Origin of the sequence: Microbulbifer pacificus (assembly GCF_002959965.1) — a bacterium.
GTDB lineage: Bacteria > Pseudomonadota > Gammaproteobacteria > Pseudomonadales > Cellvibrionaceae > Microbulbifer > Microbulbifer pacificus_A.
In genome coordinates this window covers 508,657-532,605 of sequence record NZ_PREV01000026.1, presented here as the reverse complement: position 1 = coordinate 532,605, position 23,949 = coordinate 508,657, and the positions used below count along the sequence as shown (strand labels likewise).

Here is a 23,949-nt window from a genome sequence, read left to right as displayed (position 1 = left end):
AAATATCCGGTGGCTATTGTCGACCACTGGTGCGTTGCCCGTATGCAGCGGTGCTGTTTCGGCGCCGTATGCGTTACAGTGCGTCGGTAACCAGCGGCGACGGCTGTCTTCGGCTGGTACATTTGTGCTATTTAGTCACATCTGCAGAAAAGCCTAGTCCCATTCTGCGGGTTTTGCCGCGAGGTTTTTCCAAGGTCGTTTTCCTAAGGTATTTCGATTGTGCACAGACTCCTGCGCGACATGCTGTTTGGGCTCAGTGATGCCCATGTAATTCTCGAGCCGGATTCCGGACAGTTGCTGCATCCGGAGGCGCTCACGGCGTTCGACCAGTTGCGCCGCGATGCCCGGGAGGCTGGCTTCCACCCGCGGGTGGTGTCTGGATTCCGCAGTTTCGAGCGTCAGCGCACCATCTGGAATGCCAAGGCAGTTGGGCAGAGACCGCTGCTCGACAGCGAGTGCCGGGAGCTGGATGTGGCGTGTATGTCGCCAGAGGAAATCGTATTCGCTATATTGCGCTGGTCCGCGTTGCCCGGGGGGTCGCGCCATCACTGGGGTACGGATTTCGACGTGATCGACGCCGCCGCCGTGGCGGAAGATTACCGGGTGCAGTTGACGCCGGAAGAGGTAGCGGACAAAGGTGTGTTCGGCCCCTTCCATTGCTGGCTCGATCAGCGCATTGCCGAGGGCAAAAGTTACGGCCTGTTCCGGCCCTATGGGGAAGACCGTGGCGGTGTGGCGCCGGAGCGCTGGCACCTCAGCTATGCGCCGCGGGCAAAGGAATTCCAGCAGATGCTTAGCGGCGCACTCCTGAGTGAACAGTTGCTGTCGTGCCCGCAGGATGCGGAGGTAATGTTGGCGGACACCGTGTGCGCGGCCATGGACGATATTTTTACGCGTTTCGTGGCGGTTCCGGAAACGGCGTACCCCACCAATATGTACCGCCTTTAAGTATTACTAGCGCCTTAGGCGATCTTTACACAGGGGTTCAGATCAACCATGGGAGCGGATGCCATCAACGTCAGTGCACTGAACAACCGCGACATCTGGTCCAGCATGCGTGAGGAAGCGGCGGTGGCCGCTGCCGACGAGCCGGTGCTGGCGAGTTACTTTCACAATACGGTACTGCGTCACCGCAGTCTCGACCGCGCCTTGGCCTATCAGCTGGCATCGGTGCTGGATCACGCCGCGCTCACGGCCACGGCCCTGCAGGAGGTGATCGCCACGGCGCTCGCCGACGACGCCGATATCTCCCGTTGCATGCAGGCGGATATCTGCGCCTGGTACGACCGCGATCCCGCTTGCGATCAATACCTGACGCCGTTTCTCTACTTCAAAGGTTTCCACGCGTTACAGTCCCATCGCATCGCCCACTGGTTGTGGGGAAAAGGGCGGCACACGCTGGCCTTGTATTTTCAAAGCAGAGTATCCGAACAGTTCGCGGTGGACATCCACCCGGCGGCCTCGTTCGGCTGTGGCATCATGATCGACCACGCCACTGGCCTGGTGGTGGGCGAGACCAGTGTGGTGGGCAATGATGTTTCCATCCTGCACTCGGTGACTCTGGGAGGCAGCGGTTGTGGCGGTGGCGATCGTCATCCAAAAATCGGCCGCGGTGTGATGATCGGTGCCGGCGCCAAGGTGCTGGGGCCGGTCAATATCGGCGAGGGGGTAAAAATTGCCGCCGGCAGCCTGGTGTTGCGCGATGTGCCCGCGCACGCCACGGTGGCCGGGGTTCCTGCGCGTATTGTCGCGGCGAAAAGTGTCGCGGCACCGGCATTTACCATGGACCAGACTCTGGATTCCGAAGACTGAATCCGTTTGAATAGACCGCAGCAAAAAAATGAAAAGCCGGTCATAACGGCAATACTATCGAGCGAGAACCTTGCATGCCTGAAGCCACCTACAGTGTGATTTTTCGCGGTGACCTGCAGCCCGGGTATACCGTCGCTGATGTTAAAGCCAATTTTGCGCGCCTGTTCAAGATCGGGCCCGAGGCTGTGGAGAAACTGTTCTGTGGTCGCCCACTGGCGATCAAAAAAGGGCTGCCACTGGCGCAGGCGGAGCATTTACAGGCCACATTGGCAAAACTCGGTGCCCAGTCTTCGCTCAAGTCGGAAATGGAAGCGGTTGCCGCCGCAGCGCCGGAGCCTTCACCGGAGTCCGTTCTGAAACCTGAGCCCCGCGCGGAAGAGCAACCCGCAGCGCCAGCGCCCGCGGTGGAGACGGGCCTTACCCTTGCGCCGATGGAAGGGTACCTGCTGAAGGAGCACGAGCGCGCCCGGGTGGAGCCGGCGCAGGTGCCGGTCAGTCATCTCAGCCTCAAACCGGCGGAGGGCAATCTGCTCGAGGCGCGGGAGCGCAATCAGGAAACTCCGCCACCGGTTTCCGTACCGGACTGGAAACTGGCCAGCCACATCACCGGCAAGGCCACCTATAAAGTGCCTGACTGACTCGCCGCGTGATCTCCGGCCGGGTCCGTTTCCGGCCAGATCAAAATTCCATCTTCACGCCCACAGCAAAGCGGCGGCCGTTTTCATAAATTCCCTGTGGTATGCCCGCGGCGCTGTGAATCCTTATCACCTCATCGGTTAGGTTGACGACCTCGGCGGAAAACGCGAGGGCGGCCGACCAGCGCCACTGCGCGGTGGCGTCCCACTGCTGATACGCCGCGGTTTCACTCTGGGAGCCGGCGATGATCTCGCCGTAGGAACGCGAGCGATAGTTGTAGCTCAAGCGCGCGTCGAAGCGCGGATTCTCGAAATACACCGAGGCATTGAACTGACTGCGGGAGTTGCCCGGCAGTTCCAGCGTGCGGCTGCCGTCCGGCGAGGGCACGCTGGCATCGGTGTAGGTGTAATTGCTGAGAATTCCCAGATTTCCGCCGAGCCCCTGTTGCCACTGGAGTTCCAGCCCGCGAATGGTCGCGCCCGGACCATTCTGCGGCCGGGTGATGTAGTGCAGCTCGCCGTCGATCCACTCCGCGTTTACATGGGGGTAAACGAAGGTGGAGATGTCTTTGTAAAACGCCGTGGCGGAGAGCAGTGAAGCGTCGGCGAAATACCATTCCAATGCGAGATCCAACTGGTTTGCGCGGTAGGGATCCAGACGCGGGTTGCCCGCGGCACCATAACCGCTGGTGGGCTCGACAATGATATTGGGCGTCAGATCCTGGAAGTTTGGTCGCGCCATCACCTGCGCAATACCCAGACGGGCGAGCAGGGCGTCGTCCATCCGGTACTGTAGATTTAGGTTCGGCAGCAGGTCGCGGTAGGTGTTGTCCGCGTGATGCAGACGATCGCTGTTGTAGGCGCTGGCGCGTTGCCAGGTGCCGACGCCGCGTACTCCCGCGTTGCCCGCCCAAGCGCCGGATGCAAAGTCGACACTGGCGTAACTGGCGAAACTCTGCTCGCGAATCCTGAAAAAGGCGCCGCGATCGTAGTGATAGCGCATGGCGCCGCTATCGAACAACGGGTCGATGACCGATTGCAGCAGCGCCGGGTCCGTCAGCGCGTAGCGCACCAACGTGCCGGCACTGGCGCCCTGATCACTGAGTGTCGGGCTGAGGCTGTGGCTGACCTGCTCAAGCCCTACGGTCTCCAGTATTTGCCAGGCACTGGACTGGGTATCGATTTCCCCCAACGTGAGATTGTTTTCCACCTGGTGACTGCGGTACTTGACGCCGAACTGGACGCGCTGCAGCCAGTTGCCAGAGAAATCCCGCCCCAGGTCCCACTGCCCGTAATGCTCCCGGCTCTCCATGGATCGCACCCAGTCCCGCGACAGCGGCGACAGGCGATCCAGGGCACCGGGGTCTTGCGGGTCGAGGTCGAGATACTCGGTTTCCAGGGTATTTCGATCCAGGTGGAAGCGCACCCGGCTGTTGCCGGTGAAACGGTACAGGCGGTCGTGGTTGGTGCCGCCGCGGGCGCCGGTATGGCCGAACTGCAGGTGACTGTCCCACCGTGCGCCGCGGTGACGAATGTCGACATCGTTAACCTCGGTGTCGATATACGCCTGACGCTGGATACTGTCGAGAATCGCTCCGACACTACCCGGGTTGCCGAGGGTGCCACCGGCAAGAACCTGGTGGCCATCGTCACTGGGCAGGAATTCGGGATTGGTCACCGTCACCGGCGGTGTCTCGCTGAGTTTGTAACCGCCGGGGGAGAACAGAAAGTTGTGGTTGCGATTGTCGATGTCCATCTGTGAACGCACAAGATTGAGCGTGACATCCCAGCGGGCATCCGGTGCCCACTGGGCGGTAAGGTTGCCGGTGGTGTGGCGGCGCTCCTGTTGCAGCATCGCGGAGCCGCCACCCCAGACCGCGTAGACGTTGTCGGTGACATGGCCCTGGTCGTCGATGATGCGGTAGAGATTGTTGTCGGCGAAGGTCTCCAGACCGTCGCGACGACTGTCGCGGTGCTGCCAGTTCAGGGATGCCAGAAGGCCGAAGGTCTGCCCGGTATTTTTCCAGCTGCCGAGGGCGGCCCCCTGGGGTGCCCAGCGATCCGCCAGCGCACTGTACTGCTGGCCGGCTGACAGGTGTAGTTCCAGGTTGTCCATCTCCAGCGGTTTACGGGTGCGCACGATGACCGTGCCGCCGATGCTGCCCTCGTCCAGATCTGCGCGGGAGGTTTTATGTACCTCCAGAGACTGCACCAGTTGTGAGGCGAGGGTAGCGTAGTTGAAACCGCGGCTCAGATTGTCATTCGCCCACCAGTAAGCGGAGGCAACGTGCTGACCGTTCAGCAAGGTGCGGTTGATGTCTTTGTCGGTGCCGCGGATGTTTACGTCCCGTCCCTCACCCCACACCCTGTCAACGGAAACGCCGGCAATTCGCTGCAGTGCGTCCGCCACATTGTGATCGGGGAACTTGCCGATATCCTCCGCGGTGGTGACCTCCACCAGATTATCCGCTGTGTATTTTATGGCGAGGCTCTGGCGCAGGCTGGTGCGCACTCCGGTCACGTAGGTTTCTTCCAGCGGGCGCCCGGGGCTGGAGGGGGATCGCAAGGCCGCGGTATCCGCCGGAGCGGCCGCGCCGGGTGCCGGTGCGCTGATCACCAGGGTGCGATTGTGTCCCAGTTGGAACTCGAGGCCGGTACCGTCCAGCAGCTGCGCGATGGCCGCGCGCGGGCTGAATGATCCCGTGATTCGTGGCGACGTCTGCGCTGGCAGTTGGTCGCGGCGGTAAAACAGCTGGATTTTGGCCTGTTCGGCGTAGCGGGTGAGCGCTTGGTGCAGGGGTTGTCCGGGCAGGTCAAACGGTATTACTGTCCGCTCAAACCAGGTGCGGGCCGCAGCTTCAGAGCCGTCAACCGCTGCTGTGCTGGTGACTGCCGTGGCGGGCGTCTGCAGGTCTGCGGCATACGCGAGCGCCGCGGGCAAAGCATAGGCGGGGAGCGATAGCAGCAAAGCCTGCAACAGAAGCACTGCAGGTCTAATGCGCCTCAGTTCGGCTGCAGCGTGTGTTCTGGTCATTATTATCGTTTGGCGGAAAGCGGGGTGGCGAATCGGGCCGATACCGCAGATGGGTCAAAATACCCGATAATCGACGAAACCCGCAAGGGACAGGTCGGTGGCGAGGGCCAGCGTCCGCTGATCTCCAAGAAAAATTGAAATCGTTTAAAAAAGTTGTCGGGATTTTGTTCCCGCTGTCGTTTACAGGAGTTATGGGTAAACGTTTGCGAACAATACAGCGGATGCGCGTCAGCGTGACCTCGGGGGGCGGGCTTGCGTAGTTTCAAAATACGGGGCTTGAGATCCCGGGCTCCACTGCGCCTGGTGCCGTCGCCGGTCGCGGGTGAGCGCAGTGAGGACCGCGGCTTCATCGAAACGCTCTACGGTGAGTACCACTCCGAGCTCGGTCGCTACGTTGCGCGCATGCTGCCGGGCGGGCGACAGGAAGCGGAAGTGATTCTGCAGGAGACCTATATCAAACTGTTGCGCCTGCAGGACTTGCGGCCTTTGCAGGAAAACCCGAGGGCCTACCTGTTTACCGTGGCCACCAATCTGGTACGCGACAGCCTGCGCAGTCACTTGCGCCGCAAGACAGATCAGCACGACAGTTTTGACGAGCACGACCACGCCAGCGTGACGGTGTCACCCCAGGGCAGCGCCGAGTGGCAGCAGAGCCTGCAGCAGCTGAAACAGGCGCTGTTGAAGCTCAAGCCGGTTACCCGCAAAGTGTTCCTGTTAAGCCGCTTCGAGGAAATGACCTATCCGGAAGTCGCGGCGGCGCTGTCGATCAGTACCCGCAGTGTCGAGCGGCATATGAGCACAGCCCTGAAGCACCTGCAGCAAGAGTTGAACGAGTTGTTATGACCCCGACGCATACTACAGCCGGCGCCAGACGCGCCCTGGATAGTGCTCTCCGCGAGCAGGCCGCGGACTGGCTTGCGCGTCAGTTGAGCGGCGCCATGAGTGCTGCTGAAGCGGATGCACTGGAGCAGTGGCTGCAGGCGGATGCCCGGCACCGGCAGGCGTTTGCCCAGTGTCAGCAACTGGGATTGATGACCGACTTCCTGAAAGACGACCCCGAACTCAATGCCGGTCTGCCGGAAATCCGCAAAGCGGTGCGCCGGCGCTCCCGCCTGAACAGTCATTGGCGCTGGGTGAGTGGCATTGCCGCGGTGGTACTGGTTGCCGTGGCCGCATTGGTCACACGGGAGTACTACGCGATCGATTATTACCAGACGGGTATCGGCGATCAGCGGGTGGTGCACCTGGACGATGGTTCCACCCTTATGCTGAACACTGACAGCCGTGTGGGGGTACGGTACCAGCGCAGGCAGCGCGCCCTGTTTCTCGAGCGTGGCGAAGCGTTTTTTATGGTGGCGAAAAATCCGTCGCGTCCATTTGTGGTGAATGTACAGGGATCAGAAGTGCGTGCCCTGGGTACGGCGTTTAACGTCTCGCTGCAGGCCGACCGGGTGCGGGTGGCGGTCACCCAGGGCGTGGTGGAGGTGCGGGCAGAGGGTGATGGTGGAGAGTCCCGGCAACTGGCGAAAATGCTGCCGGGGCAGGGGATTCGCTACACCGCTGTACGCCCGGACGACAACAGTGGCGTAATGCCGGTGAACCTGGATCAGGTCACCGCCTGGCAAACCCGGAGGATCTACTTCGACAATGAGCGTCTGGAAGACGCCATTGCCGAATACAACCGCTATACCACGCGCAAAATGGTGCTGGTTGGCGATGCGCTCGCCGATCAGCGTATCAGCGGTGTGTTTAATATTGGCGATGCCGACGGCCTGGCGTTTGCGCTGGAGCAGGGTTTCGGTGCCCGCATTAACAAAAACAACCAGCGTATTCTGGTGCTCGAGCCGCGCTAGCGGCGGGCGCTATATACCGCAAAGACGCTGTGTGTTTTAGCTACGCAAAATCCTTCAACCGTTTCTAAGGGCGCTTGAAGGATTTTCTCGCGCGTTCCACTTCCGTGCGCGATTTGCACTGCTCCACGTGATCGTTGATCAGTCCCATGGCCTGCATAAATGCGTAAACGGTGGTCGGCCCCACAAATTTCCAGCCGCGCTTTTTCAAGTCTTTGGAGAGCGCCTTGGATATCTCGGATGTGGATGCGCTTTGTGGTTTCAGCTGATCGGCAGGGCCGGGTTCGTATCGCCAGATATAAGCGGCGATAGAGCCTTCCTGCTTGACCATTTCCTTGGCCCGCTGCGCGTTGTTGATCACCGCCTCGATTTTGCCCCGGTGACGGACAATGCCCTCATCCTGCAGCAGGCGTTCCACATCCTGCTCGGTGAAGCGGGCCACCTTGTTGAAGTCGAAGTTCTTGAAGGCTTTACGGAAATTTTCCCGTTTGGCAAGGATGGTGCGCCAGCTGAGACCGGACTGAAAACTCTCCAGACACAGTTTTTCAAACAGACGGCGGTCATCGTCGACCGGGAAGCCCCATTCCCGATCGTGATAATCGAAAAACTCCGGCGCTGCGGCACACCAGCCGCAGCGGGGTTTTCCATCGGGTCCATCAACGGTGTTTGTCATACGTGCGCTTCCCGGTTGCGAAAGTTCGACTATACCGCCGGCTCGCGCCAAAGCCCAGTGACCGGGGCGATCAATAAGAGGTGCGCACCCGCCACAGACGGCTGCAGGCCAGCCAGAACAACAGCACACCCAGCGCGCTCAACACCAGCGCTGTGAAAATATGTTTGGCCAGGTTGGCGGTGGCGAGCCCCTGCGCCAGGGTGTCGCTGACATCGGGGTAACTGGATATTGCAGCGAGAATCTGCAGGTTTTCCAGCAGGTCGCACAGGGCGATGGCGAACGGAAGTAGCGGCAGGTATCTGAGAGGCGTCTGTACCTGGCCGCACCCCCTCACGAGTTGCGCCATCAGTAGTGCGTAGGCGACGGCGTATGCCGGGGGAAACAACATGTCCGGCACGCTTTCATTGAAAAAATACAGTGCCCTGCCGTCGCTGCCGATTGCACTGAGAAAATCTCCAATGGCAGTGGCGGTCAACCCCACCCGTACATCCAGTGGTTCCAGTGTTGCGCTGATCTTTGGATACATGATCAGCAGGATAATGGCCTGTAGTGCGAAGTTGAGCGCGAGAAAAAGTACTGTCTTTTTCCAGGAGGCGTAGCGATAAAGCCAATGCATTCTTTAACCACTGCTTGGACGGAATTGTCAGCCACTGTACCGTGGGCCGGTATAAATAGGTATGAATGCTCCGGCTTCAAGCCGGCAATTTCTCGAAGTGTGAAATCGGTTTGGCCGAGTGGAAAAATGCTTGAAAAAAGGCGCCCGGAGGGCGCCTCGAAAGGTGACAAGGTGATACCTGGTAAAAGCAGCCTGCTAGAAGCTGACGCGCGCCCCCAGGCTGAAGCGCGGGCCGTTCTCGTAGAAACCGACGGGAATCCCATCCGCCGTGCGCATGTAGATGATCTCGTTGGTGAGGTTTACCGCGGTGAGGAAAACATCCACATTGTCATTCACCATCCAGTTGGCAGTGGCATCCCACTGATCATACTGATCGGTTACCAGCTGTGAGCCCGACGTCAAACCGCCGTAGGATTCCGAACGCAGGTTGTAGGAGAGGCGCAGACTCACGGCGTCGTTTTCATAGTAGGCGGAGGCGTTGAACTGATCGCGGGAGTTGCCCGGAAGTTCCAGTTTGCTGTCGGGCACTTTGGCATCGGTCCAGGTGTAGTTGGCGAGCGCGCCGAAACCACTGCCGAAGTCATGTTGCACCTGCAATTCAACCCCCTGGATATCTGCACCTTCATCAGCGTTATAGGGACGGGTGACATTGATGCTCTGACCATCGATGTCTTCCACCTGCGTGTTCTGGAACACGAAGGTACTCAGGTCCTTGTTGAAGTAGGTGGCGGCCACCAGGCTGGCGTCGCTGAAGTACCACTCGGCGCCGATCTCGAATTGGTCGGCCAATATCGGGTCCAGCATCGGGTTGCCCGCGGTGGCGGTACCGCTGGTGGCGTTGATCACGATATTGGAACTGAGATTCTGGAACGTGGGGCGGGCCATGGCGCGGGAGGCGGCGGCGCGCAGGATGATTTCTTCCGAAAGATCGTAGATCACGTTGACGCTTGGCAGCGCCTCGCGGTAGCTGCGCCCGACGGCACCGCGCTCGCCGTCGATGTAAGCCTGGGAAGTCTGGTCGGTCTCCACAATGCGCACGCCGAAGTTGCCGCGCAGGCGACCGGTTTCAAACTCCGCCTGGGCATAGGCCGCGGTAATGTCTTCGTTGATCTTGTAATAGGCCTTCTGGTCTTCCGCGTAGGTCATAACACCCGCGTCCAGAATGCTGTCGACCTTCTGCTGCGCGAGTCCGCTATCCAGGAACGCATACCGGGTCAACGAGCCGGCGGTGGCGCCCTCGCCGTGCAGTACTGGGCTGGGGCCGCGGGAGACATCCGCCAGAGTGATGGCATTGAGCGCGGCCACCTGATCGGCGATATCCGGATTGCTTACATCCACCGAACCGTTCTGACGATTGTTTTCAATGGTGTGGTCGCGGAGTTTCAGACCGGTCTTGATGGCGGTGATGAATCCCAGCTCCACATCGAAGCTGGCGTCGGCCTGGAAATAGGTTTCATCATCTTCCATGATGCGCACCCAGTCGCGCAGGTTGGCGGCATTCAGATGCAGCGCATTGCCATCCAGCGGATCAACGCCGGGGAAGCTGAACTCATTGGTATTGGACGCAAAGTTGAGATCTTCCGCCGCATTGCCCTCAAACCAGTAGTTGCGATCCTTGGTACTGCCGCCCTCGGCACTGGTGGTACCCGCCTGCAGGTGCAGCTGCCAGTTGTCACCCTCGTAGTCCGCGGCAAAATCCAGCACTTCGGATTCCACAAAGGCGTCGCGCACAATGGGCTCGTCCGCCACACCGATGCTGTTCGGGTTTTCGATGACGCCGCCCACCAGCGCCTGGTAACCGTCACTGGTGGGGATAAATACCGGATCGGTAACCACGTCGCCGTTGGGAATCTTGTAGCCGCCGGCCACGAACAGATAGTTCTGATTGCTGTTGTCCATTTCCATATCGGAGGCGACGTAGTTCATCGCCAGATCCCAGCGATCCGTCGGGCGGAACTGTACGGTGAGGTTGGTGGTATCGCGCTGACGATCCTGTTGGAATATGGCGGAACCGCCACCCCAGGGCACATACACATTTTCGGTGACGTTGCCGTTCTGGTCGGTGATGGTGTAGAGGTCATTGGTGGGGAACACTTCCAGGCCATCGCGACGCATGGTGCGCTGCTGGCTGTTGAAGGAGGCGAGTACACCGAAGGTTTCCGCGTCGTTTTTCCAACTGACCAGACCGGATACCTGTGGGTCCCACTGATCTGGCAGCTCACTGTAGGTGCCTTCGGTGGAGAAGTTGACGGTCATCGGGTCCAGATCCATGGGCTTGCGCGTGCGCACATTCACCATGCCGCCAATGCTGCCTTCATCGTGACGGGCTTCCGGACTTTTGTAGACTTCCAGCGCGGACACCAGTTCGGAGGCGAGAATGGAGTAATTGAAGCCGCGGCTTGGGTTGTCATTGGCCCACCAGTAGGCGGAGGCCACGTTCTGCCCGTTCATCAGGGTGCGGTTCAGGGTGCTGTCGGTACCACGCACAAAAATATCCCGGCCCTCGCCCCAGATGCGGTCGACGGAAATACCCGGCACCCGCTGCAGCGAGTCGGCCACGTTTTTGTCCGGGAATTTCCCGATATCCTCGGAGCTGATGGCGTCGACAATAGAGGTGGCATCGCGCTTTACATCCAGCGACTGTTGCAGGGCACCGCGAATGCCGGTTACCACCACTTCTTCTACGGTCTTGCCTTCCGCAGCCTGTTCCTGGGCCGCCGCTCCCGCAGAAACTACGGCGATGCTACCGGCGAGCAGTGTTCGGCGGAAAAGTGCGGATTGAGAGCGCGATCTTTGCATGGGTTTCTCCATTCTATTGTTATCTGGCATGTCGAATTTTTGTTATGTCAAAGCACAGCCATGTTTGTGGGCTGTAAATGGGTAAACGCCAGCGACGGAAATATCCCGACAGGAAAAATCGAAAAATTCTCAGGTGTTTGCTGCTGAAGATGGAAATAGTGGGGAATTACCGGTAGCGGCACCGCACCTGTGGCTCGTCTGTGTCCGGAGATAAAGAAAATTACAGGCACAAAAAAGCCGGCGTAGAGCCGGCTTTCGGGAGAGGAGAGCAGTGATCAGCTTTCTTCTTTCAGGTAGCGTTCGCGGGAAGCCATGACTTCGGCGCGCGCGGCTTCGGCGTCGGCCCAGCCATCCACTTTCACCCACTTGCCGGCTTCGAGCTTTTTGTAGTTCTCGAAGTAGTGCTCGATCTGCTTGATCAGCAGCTCCGGCAGGTCGCTGATTTCCTGAACGTGATCGTACAGTTTGGTCAGCTTGGTGTGGGGTACCGCCAGCAGTTTGGCGTCTACACCGGATTCATCGGTCATGTTCAGTACGCCGATCACACGGGAGCGGATCACGGAGCCAACCATGACCGGGTAGGGTGCCACTACCAGCACGTCCAGGGGGTCGCCGTCTTCAGACAGGGTCTGGGGCACGTAGCCGTAGTTGGCGGGGTAGAACATGGGGGTGGCTACGAAACGGTCTACGAATACCGCGTCGGCGTCCTTGTCGATTTCATACTTGATCGGTGCGTGGTTGGCGGGGATCTCGATGATGACGTTGATGTCGTTGGGCAGGTCTTTGCCCGGGGAAACCTTCTCGAAGCTCATTGCTGGTCCTGGTTAAATAGTGAACAAAATGGTGGGTGAAAAAATCGGAGCGCGGATTATATACCCTGAGCGGGCACTAACATAGCCGGCGGATTTTCGGATTCACGGGCGTTTCATATCCCGTCTCGTGTGGTGGTCTAGATATCGGCGTCTTCACCCGCAATTTTGGCGTGTGTCGACTAAGCTCAAGGCAGGATTCCGCCCGCCGCGAGCTGGCGACGGACCGGTCACAATAATGGAGCCCCTCATGGACGAGTCCACCGAACTGCCGGCGTCGTCGCCGGTATCCAGTGTTTCCAGTTCCCCCGTGTCCCAGACCCACTCGGCCCTCAACCCGCGCCAGGTCCAGTCCGCCGCGGATGCGCGACAGATCGTGGAGGCCCGTGGCCTCAGCCATGTGAAGGTGGGGCTGTTCGACAACGACGGGGTCATGCGCGGCAAGTACATGAGCCGCGAGAAGTTCTTCTCCGCCCTCGACAAGGGCTTCGCCTTTTGCGATGTGGTACTGGGCTGGGACGTACAGGACCAGCAGTACGACAACACCCGCTACACCGGCTGGCACACCGGCTATCCGGATGCGCCGGTACGTATTCTGCCCCACACCTGCCGCGAGGTGCCGTTTGAGGATGGCATGCTGCTGTTTCTGGCGGAGTTTGAGGGCGCGGCGGAGGCGGTGTGCCCGCGGGCGCTGCTGCGGCGGGTGATCGAGCGCTGTGAGCGGGCGGGCTTCGCGCCCTATGCGGCGCTGGAGTACGAATTTTTTGTGTTCGACGAAACCCCCGACACCGCCCGCGCCAAGGGGTACCGGAACCTGAAGCCGTTCACACCCGGCTGGTTCGGGTATTCGATGATCCGCAATTCGGTGCATGCGGATCTGTACCACGAGATTCTTGAACTGGCAGAGCGTATGGACTTCCCCATCGAGGGGCTGCATACGGAAACCGGCCCCGGGGTACTGGAAGCGGCCATCGCGGTGGACGGCGCGGCGGCAGCGGCGGACAAGGCGGCGCTGTTCAAGACATTCATGAAAGTGCTGGCGGAACGGCGCGGGTTGATGGCGACGTTTATGGCCAAATGGTCCAACGACTACCCCGGGCAGAGCGGACATATCCACCTTTCCCTGCGCAGCCGGAAAGACAACACCTCGGCGTTTTTTGCCGAGGGGCAACCCCATTCCATGAGTGAAACCCAGCGGCACTTTCTCGCCGGGCAGCAGCGGCTGATGCCGGAACTGCTGTGCATGGTCGCACCCACCATCAACAGTTACCGCCGCATGATTCCCGGTTTCTGGGCTCCCACCCACGCCACCTGGGGAGTGGAAAACCGCACCGCCGCGCTGCGGGTGATCCCCGGCGGCGACAAATCCCAGCGCCAGGAATACCGCCTCGGTGCCGCCGATGCGAACCCGTATCTGGCGCTGGCAGTGGCGCTCGGCTCCGGCCTGTATGGAGTGGAGCAGGGCTGGGAACCGGGCGAGCGGGTGGAGGGCAATGCCTACGAGATAAATCACCCGGATGAGCTCGCACTGCCACGCACCCTGTGGGATGCGGCCCAGAGATTAAAACAATCGAAAGCGGCGCGGGATCTGTTCGGTGACGCCTTCGTGGAGCATTTCGCCGCGAGTCGCGAGTGGGAAGAGCGCGAATTCCGCAAGCATATCGGCGACTGGGAGTTGCAGCGCTATTTTGAAATCATCTGATAACAAATTTCTTACGCCGACCGTCTTATGCAAAAACTCCAGTGTATTTCTCCCATCGATAACAGTATTTACGTCGAGCGCCCGCTGGCCACGGATTATGAAATCCAGAATGCATTGAGCAGTGCGCAGTCTGCGCAGCTGGGCTGGAAGCAGGTGTCGATCGTGGAACGCGTCGCGCTGGTGCGCGCGGCAGTGAAAAACCTGCAGCAGAAAAAAGCCGAATTGGCGGAGGAAATCTGCTGGCAGATGGGGCGGCCCATCGCCTACGCCGGTGGAGAAATCGATGGTCTGGCCGAGCGTGCGCTGTACATGGCCGAGCTGGCGGAATCCGCCGATGGCCCACTGAAAGATATTCAATTGCCACAGAAGACAGGATTCACCCGCTTTATTCGCCGTGAACCGCTGGGAACGGCATTTGTTATCGCTCCGTGGAATTATCCCTATCTCACCGCGATCAATGCGGTGGTTCCGGCTCTGCTGGCTGGAAACAGCGTGATCCTCAAGCACTCGGCACAGACACCGCTGTGCGCGGAGCGGTTGGTGGAAGCGTTCACCCAGGCGGGGCTGCCGCAAGGGGTTTTCCAGTATCTGCACCTGGATCATCGCGATGCGGAACAGATCGTGATCAACGGCAGCGTACAGCATGTGGCATTCACGGGTTCCGTTATTGGAGGCGCGGCGGTGGAGAGTGCTGCGGCCGGGCGTTTTCTCTCCGTTGGGCTCGAACTCGGCGGTAAAGATCCGGCGTATGTGCGAGCAGATGCCGATCTGGAACACGTGGTGGCCTCGGTGGTCGATGGCGCATTTTTCAATTCCGGCCAGTCCTGCTGCGGCATCGAGCGTCTGTATGTGCATCAGACGTTGTTCGAGGAATTTGTACAGCGGGCCGTGGCGTTGATCCGGCAATACCGGCTGGGCCGTCCGGATGATAAACGCACGACACTCGGCCCACTGGTTCGAGCCAGTGCCGCGGACTTTGTGCGCGACCAGATTGATGAAGCGGTGGCGCAGGGCGCGCAATCTCATATCGATGGTGGCGAGTTCGAGTTGGATCGCCGCGGCAGCCCATATATGGCCCCGCAGTTGCTCACCGGCGTCAACCACGCCATGCGGGTGATGAACGAGGAATCGTTTGGCCCGGTACTCGGTGTAATGCCGGTGTCGGACGATAACGAGGCCCTGGCACTGATGAACGACAGCGAATACGGCCTCACCGCCGCCATCTACACCGCGGACGCGGAGGCGGCGTTGGCTCTGGGCGATCAGTTGCAAACCGGCACGGTGTTTTTAAACCGCTGTGACTATCTCGACCCGGCGCTGGCCTGGACCGGGGTGAAGAACTCCGGTCGCGGCTGCACCCTGTCTGGCGTTGGCTTCGAACACCTGACCCGCCCGAAATCCTTCCACCTCAAACTCAACCCCTGAAATTCATCATGTCGAAATCCCCGTTTGTGACCAACTGGAATTATCCGACCGCCATGCGCGTGGGCCCGGGACGTATCGCCGAGCTGCCGCTACTGTGCCGGGAAATGGGCATGGCGACACCGATGCTGGTCACCGATCCCGGCCTGGTATCGCTGCCCATGGTGCGGGCGGTGGTGGAAAACAGCCTGGTGGCCGGCGTGCCGCTGACGGTGTTCAGTGAGATCAAAGGCAACCCCACCGGTAAAAATGTGAGTGACGGTGTCGCGGTCTTCAAGGCGCACGGTTGCGACGGGGTGATCGCTCTGGGTGGAGGTTCCGCGCTGGACGCGGGCAAGGCGATTGCGCTGATGGTAGGGCAGACCCACTCGGTGTGGGATTTCGAAGATGTGGGGGACAATTATCTCAAGGTTAATACCCACGGCATGATGCCGGTGATTGCGGTGCCCACTACCGCGGGTACCGGTTCGGAAGTGGGGCGCTCGTCGGTGATTACCGATGAAAACGCCAAACTGAAAAAAATCATTTTCCATCCACGCATGCTGCCGGGAATCGTGTTGCTCGATCCCGAACTCACCCTGGGGTTGCCCGCGCCGATCACCGCGGCAACCGGCATGGATGCACTTTCCCACAACCTCGAAGCCTTCTGTGCACCGAATTTTCACCCCATGGCCGAGGGGATCGCGCTCGAAGCCATGCGCCTGATTCACGTGTACCTGCCGAGAGCGGTCGCCAATGGCAATGATCTCGAAGCGCGTATGCAGATGCTGGTGGCCTCCAGTATGGGCGCCACCGCGTTTCAGCGCGGGCTCGGTGCCATGCATGCGCTGGCGCATCCGCTCGGAGCACTGTACGACAAGCATCACGGTCTGTTGAACGCGATCCTGATGCCCTATGTACTGGCGGCGAATCGAGAAGCCATTGAAGAGCCCATGAGCCGGCTGTCGCGCTATCTGGCACTACCCACCGCGGGCTTTGCCGGCGTGCTGGACTGGGTGCTGTTCCTGCGCCGGGACTTCGGTATTCCGCACACCCTGGCGGAGATTGGCGTCGGCGAAGAGGATGCGGACCAGATCGGGCAGATGGCCACCGCCGACCCTTCCGCACCGAGCAACCCCTTGCCGTTGACTGCGGATGAATACCGGGGAATTTTTCTGAACGCTTGCCGCGGTGAGATCGGATGAAAATGCTGGCAGGGCTTAATCCTGCATGCTCAACGCCAGTTGTGACAATGTGTGTGTTCCCGTACTGATATACGCAGCATGCTGCGGTTCGGACAGCCGGCCGGTTGAAAACTGTACCGCGTACCACAACAGGTCCAGATACCGGTAGATCAAACACCCCTGATGCAGGCTGTGATGATCTTGCTGCACCGGCGGGCGTTGCAGATATTCCCGCAGCAGAATCTCGCGTTGGTGTTGCGCAAATCCATTTCCCTCACAAATGACCGCAAGATCGAAAAATGGATCGCCACAGGCTGCATATTCCCAGTCGATGGCGCGAAGGCGACCATTGTCATCGAGCAGAAGATTCTCCAGCAGCAGATCGTTGTGACACAGCGACAACCCCTTCCTGTCTTGAGGTTGCTGCAACAGCGGCTGCATTTTTTGGTGCAGCCTTGCCAGCGCCGGGGAGAACGGCAGGTTCCGGTCGATGGATTGCCGGTAGCACTGCACCTTGTCGGCATATTCCAGGTGTGCGGAAATCGGTGGTAGCCGGTGAATGTTGCGCAGCAACTGCGCGAGTTGCGCCAGCCCGCAGGGTTGGTTCAGATCCAGCGGCACGCCGCTGATAAAGCGGGTCAGCAGATAGCGGTAATCCGGGGCGAGGTATACCAGTGGCGCGCACAGGTCGCGCTCGCTGGCCGGTATCAGTGCCTCGGCCTCGGCCTGGCGGTTCAGATCCAGTGCCTGGGCGTGAGGCGTGTTGATCCGCAGCACCAGTTTTTCTTCACCGGCCTGAATCAGGAAGCTGCGGTTGGTCAGCCCGCGGGTGAGCGGGCGGATGAGCTCTGGTGGGCGGTCACTCCAGCTCGGCCATTCATTGGCGAGAATTTTCTCGACCTCCGCGCTCATGCCGCGACCGTTTCCTGCGGGGCGTTATGCTGTTGCCGGTAGAGTGCATACCACTGGAAAAACCCAATGATGACCAGGATCACATAAAGTACAAACAGCAGCGCGGTGAGATACAGTTCGCGGTCGATATACAGATAAATCGCCGCGCCGTCGATAACGACCCAGTAGAGCCAGTTTTCCAGTACCTTGCGCGTGACCATATAGGTGGTCACCACCGCGCCCCAGGTGGTAAAGGAGTCCAGATAGGGCAGGGCGGCGCTGGTGTGGTTGTCGAGCACGTAGCCGAATATCAGCGTGAGCAGGCCGACTGCGGCAAAGGTGTACAGGTGCGTAGTTACGGACCAGCGGTGAATGTGCAGTTTCTCGGGTTCCGCTTTGCCTTTGCGCCATTGCCACCAGCCGTACACCGCGATTGCCAGGTAGAAAACCTGCAGCGCGGATTCCATTACCAGGCTCACATCCCAGAACAGGAACAGGTAAATTGCGGTGCTGGCAAAGGCGGCGTACCAGCACAGGATGTTTTCCCGCATGGCGAGCAGCAGGTAGGCCAGCGCCAGTACCACCGCCACCACTTCCCACAGTGTCATGGCGGCGTATGCGGATACAACGGCTTCGCGGATTTCCGGGCTAAACATCGGCGGCAGGGCTCAGGTCGCCGTCAATAAATTTGCACACGAAAATCGCGCGCCCGAACCGCTCCCAGGATTGGCGCATCTCGGTTTTCAGCATGTCCATCAACAGATCGTAGTCACCGAATACCTGGGTGCTCATGGTGTTGGTGATGACCCGCAGCTGGGGGTGCGTGTTCAGGCGCTGGATAAAATCCTTGATCGCCGGAATGTACTCGTCCTTAAGCGGGTACATGCTGATTTCCACGGAAAGTTTCATAGCCCTGATCCTGTTCAGAAAGTGTAACTGCCGGAGATGCCAGCCGTTCTCGGCTCACCCAGCTGATAGTAGCCCTCCGGCGCATAGCCGTTGGCGGGGTTATTGCCGAATTGATTGCTGAAGTAGAAGCCGCGGGTGTAGACCTCTTCATCAGTCAGGTTCCGGCCCCACAGGGAGATATCCCAGTTATCGCCCTGGTAGGTAAGGCGGGCGTTGACCAGCTCGTAGGCGGTGGACTTCTCGTTGTGGCTGTTCGAGAAGTAGAAATCGTCCTTGCCCTCCAATTCCACACGCGCCACCAGATTTTGCGTCAGCGCAAACTCGGCACCGGTGAAGAACTGATAGTTGGGGGCGTGTGCTACATCGCGGCCGCCGAGGGGGATGGGGGTGACCTCGCCGGTGTAGTCATTGCGCGCGTCTACATGGGCGCTGCTGATGAAGTCTTCGAATTCCGCATTCAGCCAGCCGACGGTGGCAAACAGGCGCAGGGCATCGCTGGCCTGGAAGTTCACTTCCGCTTCCACACCGGTGGTGCGGCCGCCCGCGGCGTTGGCCAGGTAGTCGTCGAAGGAGATTCCGTCGGATGTGATGTTGGCTATGGATTGCTTGGCCTGCACGTCGCTGCGGTCCTGGAAGAAGGCGGCGAGCTGCGCCTTCAGGCGGTTCTCCAGCCAGTTTCCTTTCACCCCGAGTTCGTAATTCAGCATGTGCTCAGTGTCGAACAGGAAGGTGTCACTGCCGATTGCCGGATTGGTCGCGGAGGCGGAGATGATGCGGCCATTCACACCGCCGGCCTTGTAGCCGCGGGAGACGGTACCGTAAAGGAGGGTGTATTCGTCCAGGGCAAATTGCAGGGTGAGGTTGCCGCCCCACAGGGTTTCATCGGTATTGTTGGCCACCAGCAGCGAGTCGCGGTAATCGGCGCGGCGCTGTTCAACACGCAGGCCGGTGATCAGTTCTAGGCGTTCACTGAGCGCGGTATTCAGCTGGCCGTAGATGGCGGCGTTATCGGTGTCGAACTGGCTGCTGAAGCTGGCATTGCGCTCCAGCCCTTCCTCTTCGGTACGCAGATAAATACCGGCTGCCCAGCTGGTGCTGCCGCCGAACAGACGGCTCCCGTCGGTAGACACCAAACGCAGGTCCACGCTCAGGTTATCGCGATCGCGCAGGTAGTTGTCGGTGGAGACGTATTCGTCCGGGTGGAAGCCCACATGTACCCAGTCCTCGTCGTAACCGTATTCGGTGTCGGACGTGGCCGCGCTCACTACGGACTTGACGGTGAACAGGTCATGGCCGGTCCACAGTGCGCTCACCGCGCCGGCGAGGGTTTGCTGGCGGTCGTGCCCGGGCCGGTCGGAAAGGGTGTTGCGGGAGTTATCCAGGGTGAATGCGTCGTAGCCGTTGTCCGCGTCCAGATAGAACAGGGTGAAGTCCAGCTGCAGGTCGTCGCCCGCCTGGTACTGGAGTTTGCCACGGGCCACGGTCTCGTTGATGTTGTTGGTATTGTCGCGGTCGAGAAAGCGGTTGTGCACATAGCCATCGGACTGCTGCTGTTGCACCGCGAAACGGTAACCGAGCTGCTCGGAGAGCGGGCCGCTGGTGACGGCGGACAGGGTGTGCGAACCGTATCGGGCGGCTTCGGCGGAAACTGTCGCGAAGTTTTCGGCTGTGGGGGCGTTACTGGTCATATTGATCAGGCCCGCCAGCGCATTGGCGCCGTACACGGTACCCTGTGGGCCGCGCAGGATCTCTACCTGCTGCATATCCAGTGTGCTGGCGGCGAGACCGAGGCCGGTGAAGTCGATGCCGTCGACGATCAGGCCCACGGAGGGATTCACCGGGTCGATAAACTGGCTGCGCTCGCCGATTCCGCGAATCTGTACAAAGCGCCCGCGGGAGGCGCCGCTGGCGAAGTTCACGTTGGGTGCCAGATTCAGCAGTTGCTCGATATTCGTGGCCCCGCGGGCTTCGATGGTGTCGGTATTCAGCACACTCACACTGGTGGGGGTGTCGAGCTGGGTGGTCGCGCGCAGCTGGCTGATTACGACGACTTCCTCAACACCGGTATCGGCAGCGACGGAAGTGCAGACAAGTGCGCTGGCAAGACCGATGGCGCCGGCGAGGGGCTTGGTGCGGGTGTTGAAACAAAGGCTGGAATTCATGGTTCTCTCTCGTCATCCGATTGGAAAGAGACCCGGTGCGCGACGAGAAAAGAGGGGGTGCGGGAGTCCGCACTGGGTACCTATTCCTACGCCGGTATTAACCGGATCAGGTTCAAGGGTTTGCAAGAAGCCGGATCGGTCGGATCCGGCGGCATCTCAGGCTTTCGCCACCCCTTAGGTTTTGCGGGCGCGATGGTATCAGATATGTCCGAGGGTCGGAACTGGGGTGTTCGCAGGCACGGCGCCGGCGGGGAACCCGCGGAGGAGGGGCTCTGACGGCCGGCGTGGTGGTCAGGGGGCGGGATCTTGCGGGGTGATCTCCGGATGCTGCTTCAGCAGCAGTGCCTGTTGCTCCCGCAAGCGGCTGAGTTTTTTATGGCCTTCTGCCAGCTGTTCCGGTGTCACGCCTCCCTGGTCCGCGTGCGCCATCATCTCTTCCAGGTCGGTGATTTTCTTTGCGGCGGCGGCCGCGAAGGATGCGTAGACCTGCTGTTTCTGGCGCGTTTCGTAGGCTTGATACAACTTGTGGTCTGCCAGTTCCTGTGCGCTGGGCAGCACCCGCGCCTCCGCCCTGGGCGCCAGCGGAGGCGTGCGCGGGTCGCCCTTCGTCATGCTGTTCCGCAGGGCGGAAACGGCGAGATGTTCACTCTCCACGTCCAGATTTTCCGCAGGATCGGTGGGTGGCTCTGGTGTGGCGCCCAGCCCCTGAAGTGCGGCGTTGGGTGTATGCGGTTGTTCGAGCTTTTGCACGGCCGGCTTTGATAAAGCATTGTCTTCGCTCGGGAGGGCCGCCGCCGGGTCGGTGTGCTGGATCCACAGTCCCAGAGATACACCGATTGCCAGCAGCGGAATCAGGCTCAACAGGACTCGCATGGCAGTTGCCTCCGATTGATACGAACGTCTGTGGTATCCCGGATCTCATTCAGTAACTGATAATACTGTTGCTGGAGTTTTTCCCTGGCAATCGCGTGGGATGCGCGGTAGTGAACCGATTCACTGTCGACAGGTTGAAATCCGGTCTCACGCTGATCCACTAACAGTATCTCCCAGTAAATTTCGTCGCCACCCTGCGGACTGCGAAAGGGGCGCGACACCTGCGCAGGTGTTTGCACGAAGGCCAGTGCTTTACTCCAGTGGTCTGCACGGCTGCGCCGGTCTATCCAGCCCAGTGCGCCCCCCCGTGCCTTGTCCGGGGCGACGGAGTAACGGGATACCGCGTCGGTAAACGGCAGGCCGGACACAATTTCCTGGTAAACCCTGTCGGCGGCCTGCTGGCTTTGCAGGCGAATGTGGTAGGCGTGAACCCGCTCCACGCGGGTAAACTCCTGGCGGTGGCTCTGGTAATAATCGGCGATTTCATCGGCTGAAATCTGTTTTGCCTTGTCGCGCAATCCGGGATTGTCATCGTGAATATCCTGCAGCAGCCCCATCTGCTGGAGACCAGCTTCCCGAATCAGGGCATCCTCTACGCAGCGCTGGATGGCTTTCCTGGATTGTTCACTGAGACCGGAATGTTGCGCAAACCAGTCGAGTACGAAGGCCGTGGTTAATTGCTGTCGGATCGCTTCGCGAATAAATTCCAGATTGAGATTGTGCATCTGTACCTTCAATTGCACATTCTGTCGCCGGTACAGGTCCCAAAGGGTGAGTTGTTGTTCCGGTTGCCTGTGGTGAAAGCGGTAGCGGGCGATCACCAATTGTTGTGCCTGCATCTGCTGTTCCGGCGTCATGCTGCTATATAACTGCTGTTGCAGCTTCAATACGGGAGCCAGTGACTCGCGATCGAACGCCAATGGCGTAACCAGAAAATCCAGACTGTTGCGAATTTCGCGCTTGTTCATGGTTTCCTGAAGCCTCTCGGAGTAAGCGCTGCGAATCAGCCGGAACAGCTGCTGTTCCAGTTGTGTCTGGCGGTCATAGCCAACCCTGGATGTAATGTCTTTCGACGGTTGTTGACGGAACCAGTTGGCCAGTAGGCGGTTTTCCAGTAGCGCTTTGAATACGGTCTCTCTGTTCGCATCCTGCTGCCGGTGTCGCGCCGCCGCAACAAATACGTCGAGAGCGTCGACAGGAATGTCTTCTCCGTCGATGCGTGCCGCCAGGTGATCGGGGAGCGGGCGTTCTATCAGTAACAGTATGATCAGGGCGATTACCACCAGGGGCGGCAGGGCCCACAGCCATTTCTTCTGCATGGATAATTCCTGGCGGCCGGCGCCGGTGCGCGCCGGCCGCTTTATCTCTATTGCGGATTACGAACTCACTTTCTGCGCCGCGTGATTGAGTATGTGGACCACCATCGCGATGGCATTGGGGATCACTACCCGGCCAACCTGCACGCGGTCGTTGTGGTCCGTACTGGACAGCACGATGCCGCCGGTGCTGTAGGCCAGTGCGCCCCCCTGGGTCAGCAGCGCTCGAATGTCATTGTCGCTCGCGCTGATGGGGGTGAAATTGCCAATGGCCTGCGTTACCAGGGCGCTGTCGTTCAGATTCTCGCTGTCATAGTAGTCGGCTACCCATCCTTCCCAACCGGTGTGGTTCAGGGCGGAAGTGGTCCAAACGTGATGGGGTTGCAGAAGATCCGTGGTATGCATGACAAACCCGAGCGTCTGTGCCGTGGGTTGGGAGAGAAACTGGCCGTACCAGTACTGCCCCAGGTTGTCGATGGGCTGGAAGGGAATTTCTTCGAAGTCATCGTACATGGACTTGGCGGAGTAACTGCCCTGACGGTAATTGGCTTCGGTGATACCGTAGCTGTTGTACTCGGAGTCGTCGGACCAGAACCAACCTGTCATGCCCCCGTTGCCATCGTCGAGATAATCGCCAACCAGCCAGCTCGCTGCCAGATTGTCGATATCCCCCCATACCGTGAGCAGGTCGTAGTTGTAACCGCCGAAGTCATTGCCGTGGGCGTCGGGTCCGCGAGTGTGATTCTGGAAATGCCAGTAGGTGGTGTAGTTCACCAGTGAAGCGCCGGCGTTGAAGACTGGCGCATAGACGCAGTCTCCGGTTACGGCGCCGCAAAGGTAGGTATCCTGAAAGTCGTCCACGTCATAGGCGCCCTGGCCCAGCACTTCCGCAAACTGGTCGACGGTGTAACCGGCGGCGTTTACCCATGCTTTGAGTTTCGCGTATTCGGTGGTATCCGGGTGATCGCGCATATAGGCCACGGCGTCGATGACAATGCGCTTGTGGGTGATCTGCTGAAATGCCTGGGCCTCGGAAGCCATCAGGACGGTGAACAGACCGGAAATCAGTAATCTCTTCATGAAAGCTCCTGTTTTCTGGTAAATGAATGCGGTGCGCCAGAAAATATCTGGTCTATACCAGTTTGAGAGGCGTTAATGACAGAGAGAGTAAGGTTTTATGACGGTTGTTCCCGATGCGTCTTAGGTCTCGCGGCGCAAAAGGGCTCAGTTTGTCCAGCATGCCCGACGGGGTGACGTGCCTGTTTCATTGCTCTGGTGTTTGG

The 23,949-nt window shown here is 59.7% G+C and carries 20 protein-coding genes and 1 riboswitch; of the genes, 8 read left to right on the top strand and 12 right to left on the bottom strand.

All coding sequences use genetic code 11. From position 1 onward, the window contains the following. Positions 1 to 219 precede the first annotated feature (219 nt). From C3938_RS02805 to C3938_RS02795, 3 genes are all read left to right on the top strand, one after another. Positions 220 to 948 (top strand): M15 family metallopeptidase, encoded by a 729-nt coding sequence (locus tag C3938_RS02805; RefSeq protein ID WP_233998614.1) that lies wholly within the window; start codon positions 220 to 222, stop codon positions 946 to 948. Between the two features lie 48 nt (positions 949 to 996). Beyond that, positions 997 to 1,812, top strand: a complete 816-nt coding sequence (gene cysE / locus C3938_RS02800; RefSeq protein WP_105101731.1) for a serine O-acetyltransferase — start codon at positions 997 to 999, stop codon at positions 1,810 to 1,812. A gap of 74 nt (positions 1,813 to 1,886) precedes the next feature. After that, positions 1,887 to 2,450 (top strand): hypothetical protein, encoded by a 564-nt coding sequence (locus C3938_RS02795; protein WP_105101730.1) that lies wholly within the window; start codon positions 1,887 to 1,889, stop codon positions 2,448 to 2,450. Positions 2,451 to 2,490: 40 nt separating this feature from the next. Here C3938_RS02795 and C3938_RS02790 read toward each other — a convergent pair whose 3' ends face one another. After that, positions 2,491 to 5,433, bottom strand: a complete 2,943-nt coding sequence (locus tag C3938_RS02790; RefSeq protein WP_158681534.1) for a TonB-dependent receptor — start codon at positions 5,431 to 5,433, stop codon at positions 2,491 to 2,493. A 324-nt stretch (positions 5,434 to 5,757) separates the two neighbouring features. Here C3938_RS02790 and C3938_RS02785 point away from each other — a divergent pair, with 324 nt between their 5' ends. Both C3938_RS02785 and C3938_RS02780 read left to right on the top strand, forming a co-directional pair. After that, positions 5,758 to 6,324 (top strand): RNA polymerase sigma factor, encoded by a 567-nt coding sequence (locus C3938_RS02785; RefSeq protein WP_158681532.1) that lies wholly within the window; start codon positions 5,758 to 5,760, stop codon positions 6,322 to 6,324. After that, a complete protein-coding gene (locus C3938_RS02780) occupies positions 6,321 to 7,334 on the top strand; it encodes a FecR family protein (protein ID WP_105101727.1) in 1,014 nt (337 codons plus the stop codon). The genes C3938_RS02785 and C3938_RS02780 overlap by 4 nt, the downstream gene beginning before the upstream one ends. 64 nt (positions 7,335 to 7,398) lie before the next feature. Here C3938_RS02780 and C3938_RS02775 read toward each other — a convergent pair whose 3' ends face one another. From C3938_RS02775 to ppa, 4 genes are all read right to left on the bottom strand, one after another. Next, positions 7,399 to 8,004: a DNA-3-methyladenine glycosylase I gene (locus C3938_RS02775; protein ID WP_105101726.1), complete on the bottom strand. Its 606-nt coding sequence runs from the start codon at positions 8,002 to 8,004 to the stop codon at positions 7,399 to 7,401. A gap of 70 nt (positions 8,005 to 8,074) precedes the next feature. Continuing rightward, positions 8,075 to 8,620, bottom strand: coding sequence for a hypothetical protein (locus C3938_RS02770; protein WP_105101725.1), 546 nt, complete (start codon positions 8,618 to 8,620; stop codon positions 8,075 to 8,077). A 195-nt stretch (positions 8,621 to 8,815) separates the two neighbouring features. Further along, positions 8,816 to 11,419, bottom strand: a complete 2,604-nt coding sequence (locus C3938_RS02765) for a TonB-dependent receptor (RefSeq protein ID WP_105103190.1) — start codon at positions 11,417 to 11,419, stop codon at positions 8,816 to 8,818. A 275-nt stretch (positions 11,420 to 11,694) separates the two neighbouring features. Next, complete coding sequence (ppa, locus tag C3938_RS02760; protein WP_105101724.1) at positions 11,695 to 12,231, bottom strand: inorganic diphosphatase; 537 nt, start codon at positions 12,229 to 12,231, stop codon at positions 11,695 to 11,697. Between the two features lie 247 nt (positions 12,232 to 12,478). Here ppa and C3938_RS02755 point away from each other — a divergent pair, with 247 nt between their 5' ends. Genes C3938_RS02755 through C3938_RS02745 form a run of 3 tightly spaced genes read left to right on the top strand, consistent with a single transcriptional unit; the run spans position 12,479 to position 16,536 of the window. Continuing rightward, entirely contained in the window at positions 12,479 to 13,930 is a 1,452-nt protein-coding gene (locus tag C3938_RS02755; RefSeq protein WP_105101723.1) for a glutamine synthetase family protein, read from the top strand. A 27-nt stretch (positions 13,931 to 13,957) separates the two neighbouring features. Continuing rightward, positions 13,958 to 15,355, top strand: a complete 1,398-nt coding sequence (locus C3938_RS02750; RefSeq protein ID WP_105101722.1) for an aldehyde dehydrogenase family protein — start codon at positions 13,958 to 13,960, stop codon at positions 15,353 to 15,355. An 8-nt stretch (positions 15,356 to 15,363) separates the two neighbouring features. Further along, entirely contained in the window at positions 15,364 to 16,536 is a 1,173-nt protein-coding gene (locus C3938_RS02745) for an iron-containing alcohol dehydrogenase (RefSeq protein ID WP_105101721.1), read from the top strand. A gap of 15 nt (positions 16,537 to 16,551) precedes the next feature. Here C3938_RS02745 and C3938_RS02740 read toward each other — a convergent pair whose 3' ends face one another. The 7 genes from C3938_RS02740 to C3938_RS02710 form a co-directional block, all read right to left on the bottom strand. Further along, positions 16,552 to 17,427 carry a phosphotransferase gene (locus tag C3938_RS02740; protein WP_105101720.1) on the bottom strand — a complete coding sequence of 292 codons (876 nt, stop codon included), beginning with the start codon at positions 17,425 to 17,427 and terminating at the stop codon, positions 16,552 to 16,554. Continuing rightward, positions 17,424 to 18,062 carry a nicotinamide riboside transporter PnuC gene (gene pnuC / locus C3938_RS02735; RefSeq protein WP_105101719.1) on the bottom strand — a complete coding sequence of 213 codons (639 nt, stop codon included), beginning with the start codon at positions 18,060 to 18,062 and terminating at the stop codon, positions 17,424 to 17,426. Before pnuC ends, C3938_RS02740 begins: the two co-directional genes overlap by 4 nt. After that, positions 18,055 to 18,315, bottom strand: a complete 261-nt coding sequence (locus C3938_RS02730; protein WP_105101718.1) for a hypothetical protein — start codon at positions 18,313 to 18,315, stop codon at positions 18,055 to 18,057. The genes pnuC and C3938_RS02730 overlap by 8 nt, the downstream gene beginning before the upstream one ends. 14 nt (positions 18,316 to 18,329) lie before the next feature. After that, positions 18,330 to 20,477: a TonB-dependent receptor gene (locus tag C3938_RS02725; RefSeq protein ID WP_105101717.1), complete on the bottom strand. Its 2,148-nt coding sequence runs from the start codon at positions 20,475 to 20,477 to the stop codon at positions 18,330 to 18,332. A 66-nt stretch (positions 20,478 to 20,543) separates the two neighbouring features. Further along, a riboswitch (TPP riboswitch) is annotated at positions 20,544 to 20,662 on the bottom strand. A gap of 106 nt (positions 20,663 to 20,768) precedes the next feature. Then, positions 20,769 to 21,350, bottom strand: a complete 582-nt coding sequence (locus C3938_RS02720) for a hypothetical protein (RefSeq protein WP_105101716.1) — start codon at positions 21,348 to 21,350, stop codon at positions 20,769 to 20,771. Next, complete coding sequence (locus C3938_RS02715) at positions 21,335 to 22,669, bottom strand: peptidylprolyl isomerase (protein ID WP_105101715.1); 1,335 nt, start codon at positions 22,667 to 22,669, stop codon at positions 21,335 to 21,337. The genes C3938_RS02720 and C3938_RS02715 overlap by 16 nt, the downstream gene beginning before the upstream one ends. Before the next feature lie 57 nt (positions 22,670 to 22,726). After that, complete coding sequence (locus C3938_RS02710; RefSeq protein WP_105101714.1) at positions 22,727 to 23,746, bottom strand: phospholipase; 1,020 nt, start codon at positions 23,744 to 23,746, stop codon at positions 22,727 to 22,729. Positions 23,747 to 23,949: the final 203 nt, after the last annotated feature.

Excerpts from the sequence above, each read along its gene's own strand:
- cysE (WP_105101731.1), top strand. The coding sequence starts at position 997 with ATGGGAGCGGATGCCATCAACGTCAGTGCACTGAACAACCGCGACATC.
- C3938_RS02795 (WP_105101730.1), top strand. The coding sequence starts at position 1,887 with ATGCCTGAAGCCACCTACAGTGTGATTTTTCGCGGTGACCTGCAGCCC.
- C3938_RS02780 (WP_105101727.1), top strand. The coding sequence starts at position 6,321 with ATGACCCCGACGCATACTACAGCCGGCGCCAGACGCGCCCTGGATAGT.
- C3938_RS02775 (WP_105101726.1), bottom strand. The coding sequence starts at position 8,004 with ATGACAAACACCGTTGATGGACCCGATGGAAAACCCCGCTGCGGCTGG.
- C3938_RS02770 (WP_105101725.1), bottom strand. The coding sequence starts at position 8,620 with ATGCATTGGCTTTATCGCTACGCCTCCTGGAAAAAGACAGTACTTTTT.
- C3938_RS02765 (WP_105103190.1), bottom strand. The coding sequence starts at position 11,419 with ATGCAAAGATCGCGCTCTCAATCCGCACTTTTCCGCCGAACACTGCTC.
- ppa (WP_105101724.1), bottom strand. The coding sequence starts at position 12,231 with ATGAGCTTCGAGAAGGTTTCCCCGGGCAAAGACCTGCCCAACGACATC.
- C3938_RS02755 (WP_105101723.1), top strand. The coding sequence starts at position 12,479 with ATGGACGAGTCCACCGAACTGCCGGCGTCGTCGCCGGTATCCAGTGTT.
- C3938_RS02750 (WP_105101722.1), top strand. The coding sequence starts at position 13,958 with ATGCAAAAACTCCAGTGTATTTCTCCCATCGATAACAGTATTTACGTC.
- C3938_RS02745 (WP_105101721.1), top strand. The coding sequence starts at position 15,364 with ATGTCGAAATCCCCGTTTGTGACCAACTGGAATTATCCGACCGCCATG.
- C3938_RS02740 (WP_105101720.1), bottom strand. The coding sequence starts at position 17,427 with ATGAGCGCGGAGGTCGAGAAAATTCTCGCCAATGAATGGCCGAGCTGG.
- pnuC (WP_105101719.1), bottom strand. The coding sequence starts at position 18,062 with ATGTTTAGCCCGGAAATCCGCGAAGCCGTTGTATCCGCATACGCCGCC.
- C3938_RS02730 (WP_105101718.1), bottom strand. The coding sequence starts at position 18,315 with ATGAAACTTTCCGTGGAAATCAGCATGTACCCGCTTAAGGACGAGTAC.
- C3938_RS02725 (WP_105101717.1), bottom strand. The coding sequence starts at position 20,477 with ATGAATTCCAGCCTTTGTTTCAACACCCGCACCAAGCCCCTCGCCGGC.
- C3938_RS02720 (WP_105101716.1), bottom strand. The coding sequence starts at position 21,350 with ATGCGAGTCCTGTTGAGCCTGATTCCGCTGCTGGCAATCGGTGTATCT.
- C3938_RS02715 (WP_105101715.1), bottom strand. The coding sequence starts at position 22,669 with ATGCAGAAGAAATGGCTGTGGGCCCTGCCGCCCCTGGTGGTAATCGCC.
- C3938_RS02710 (WP_105101714.1), bottom strand. The coding sequence starts at position 23,746 with ATGAAGAGATTACTGATTTCCGGTCTGTTCACCGTCCTGATGGCTTCC.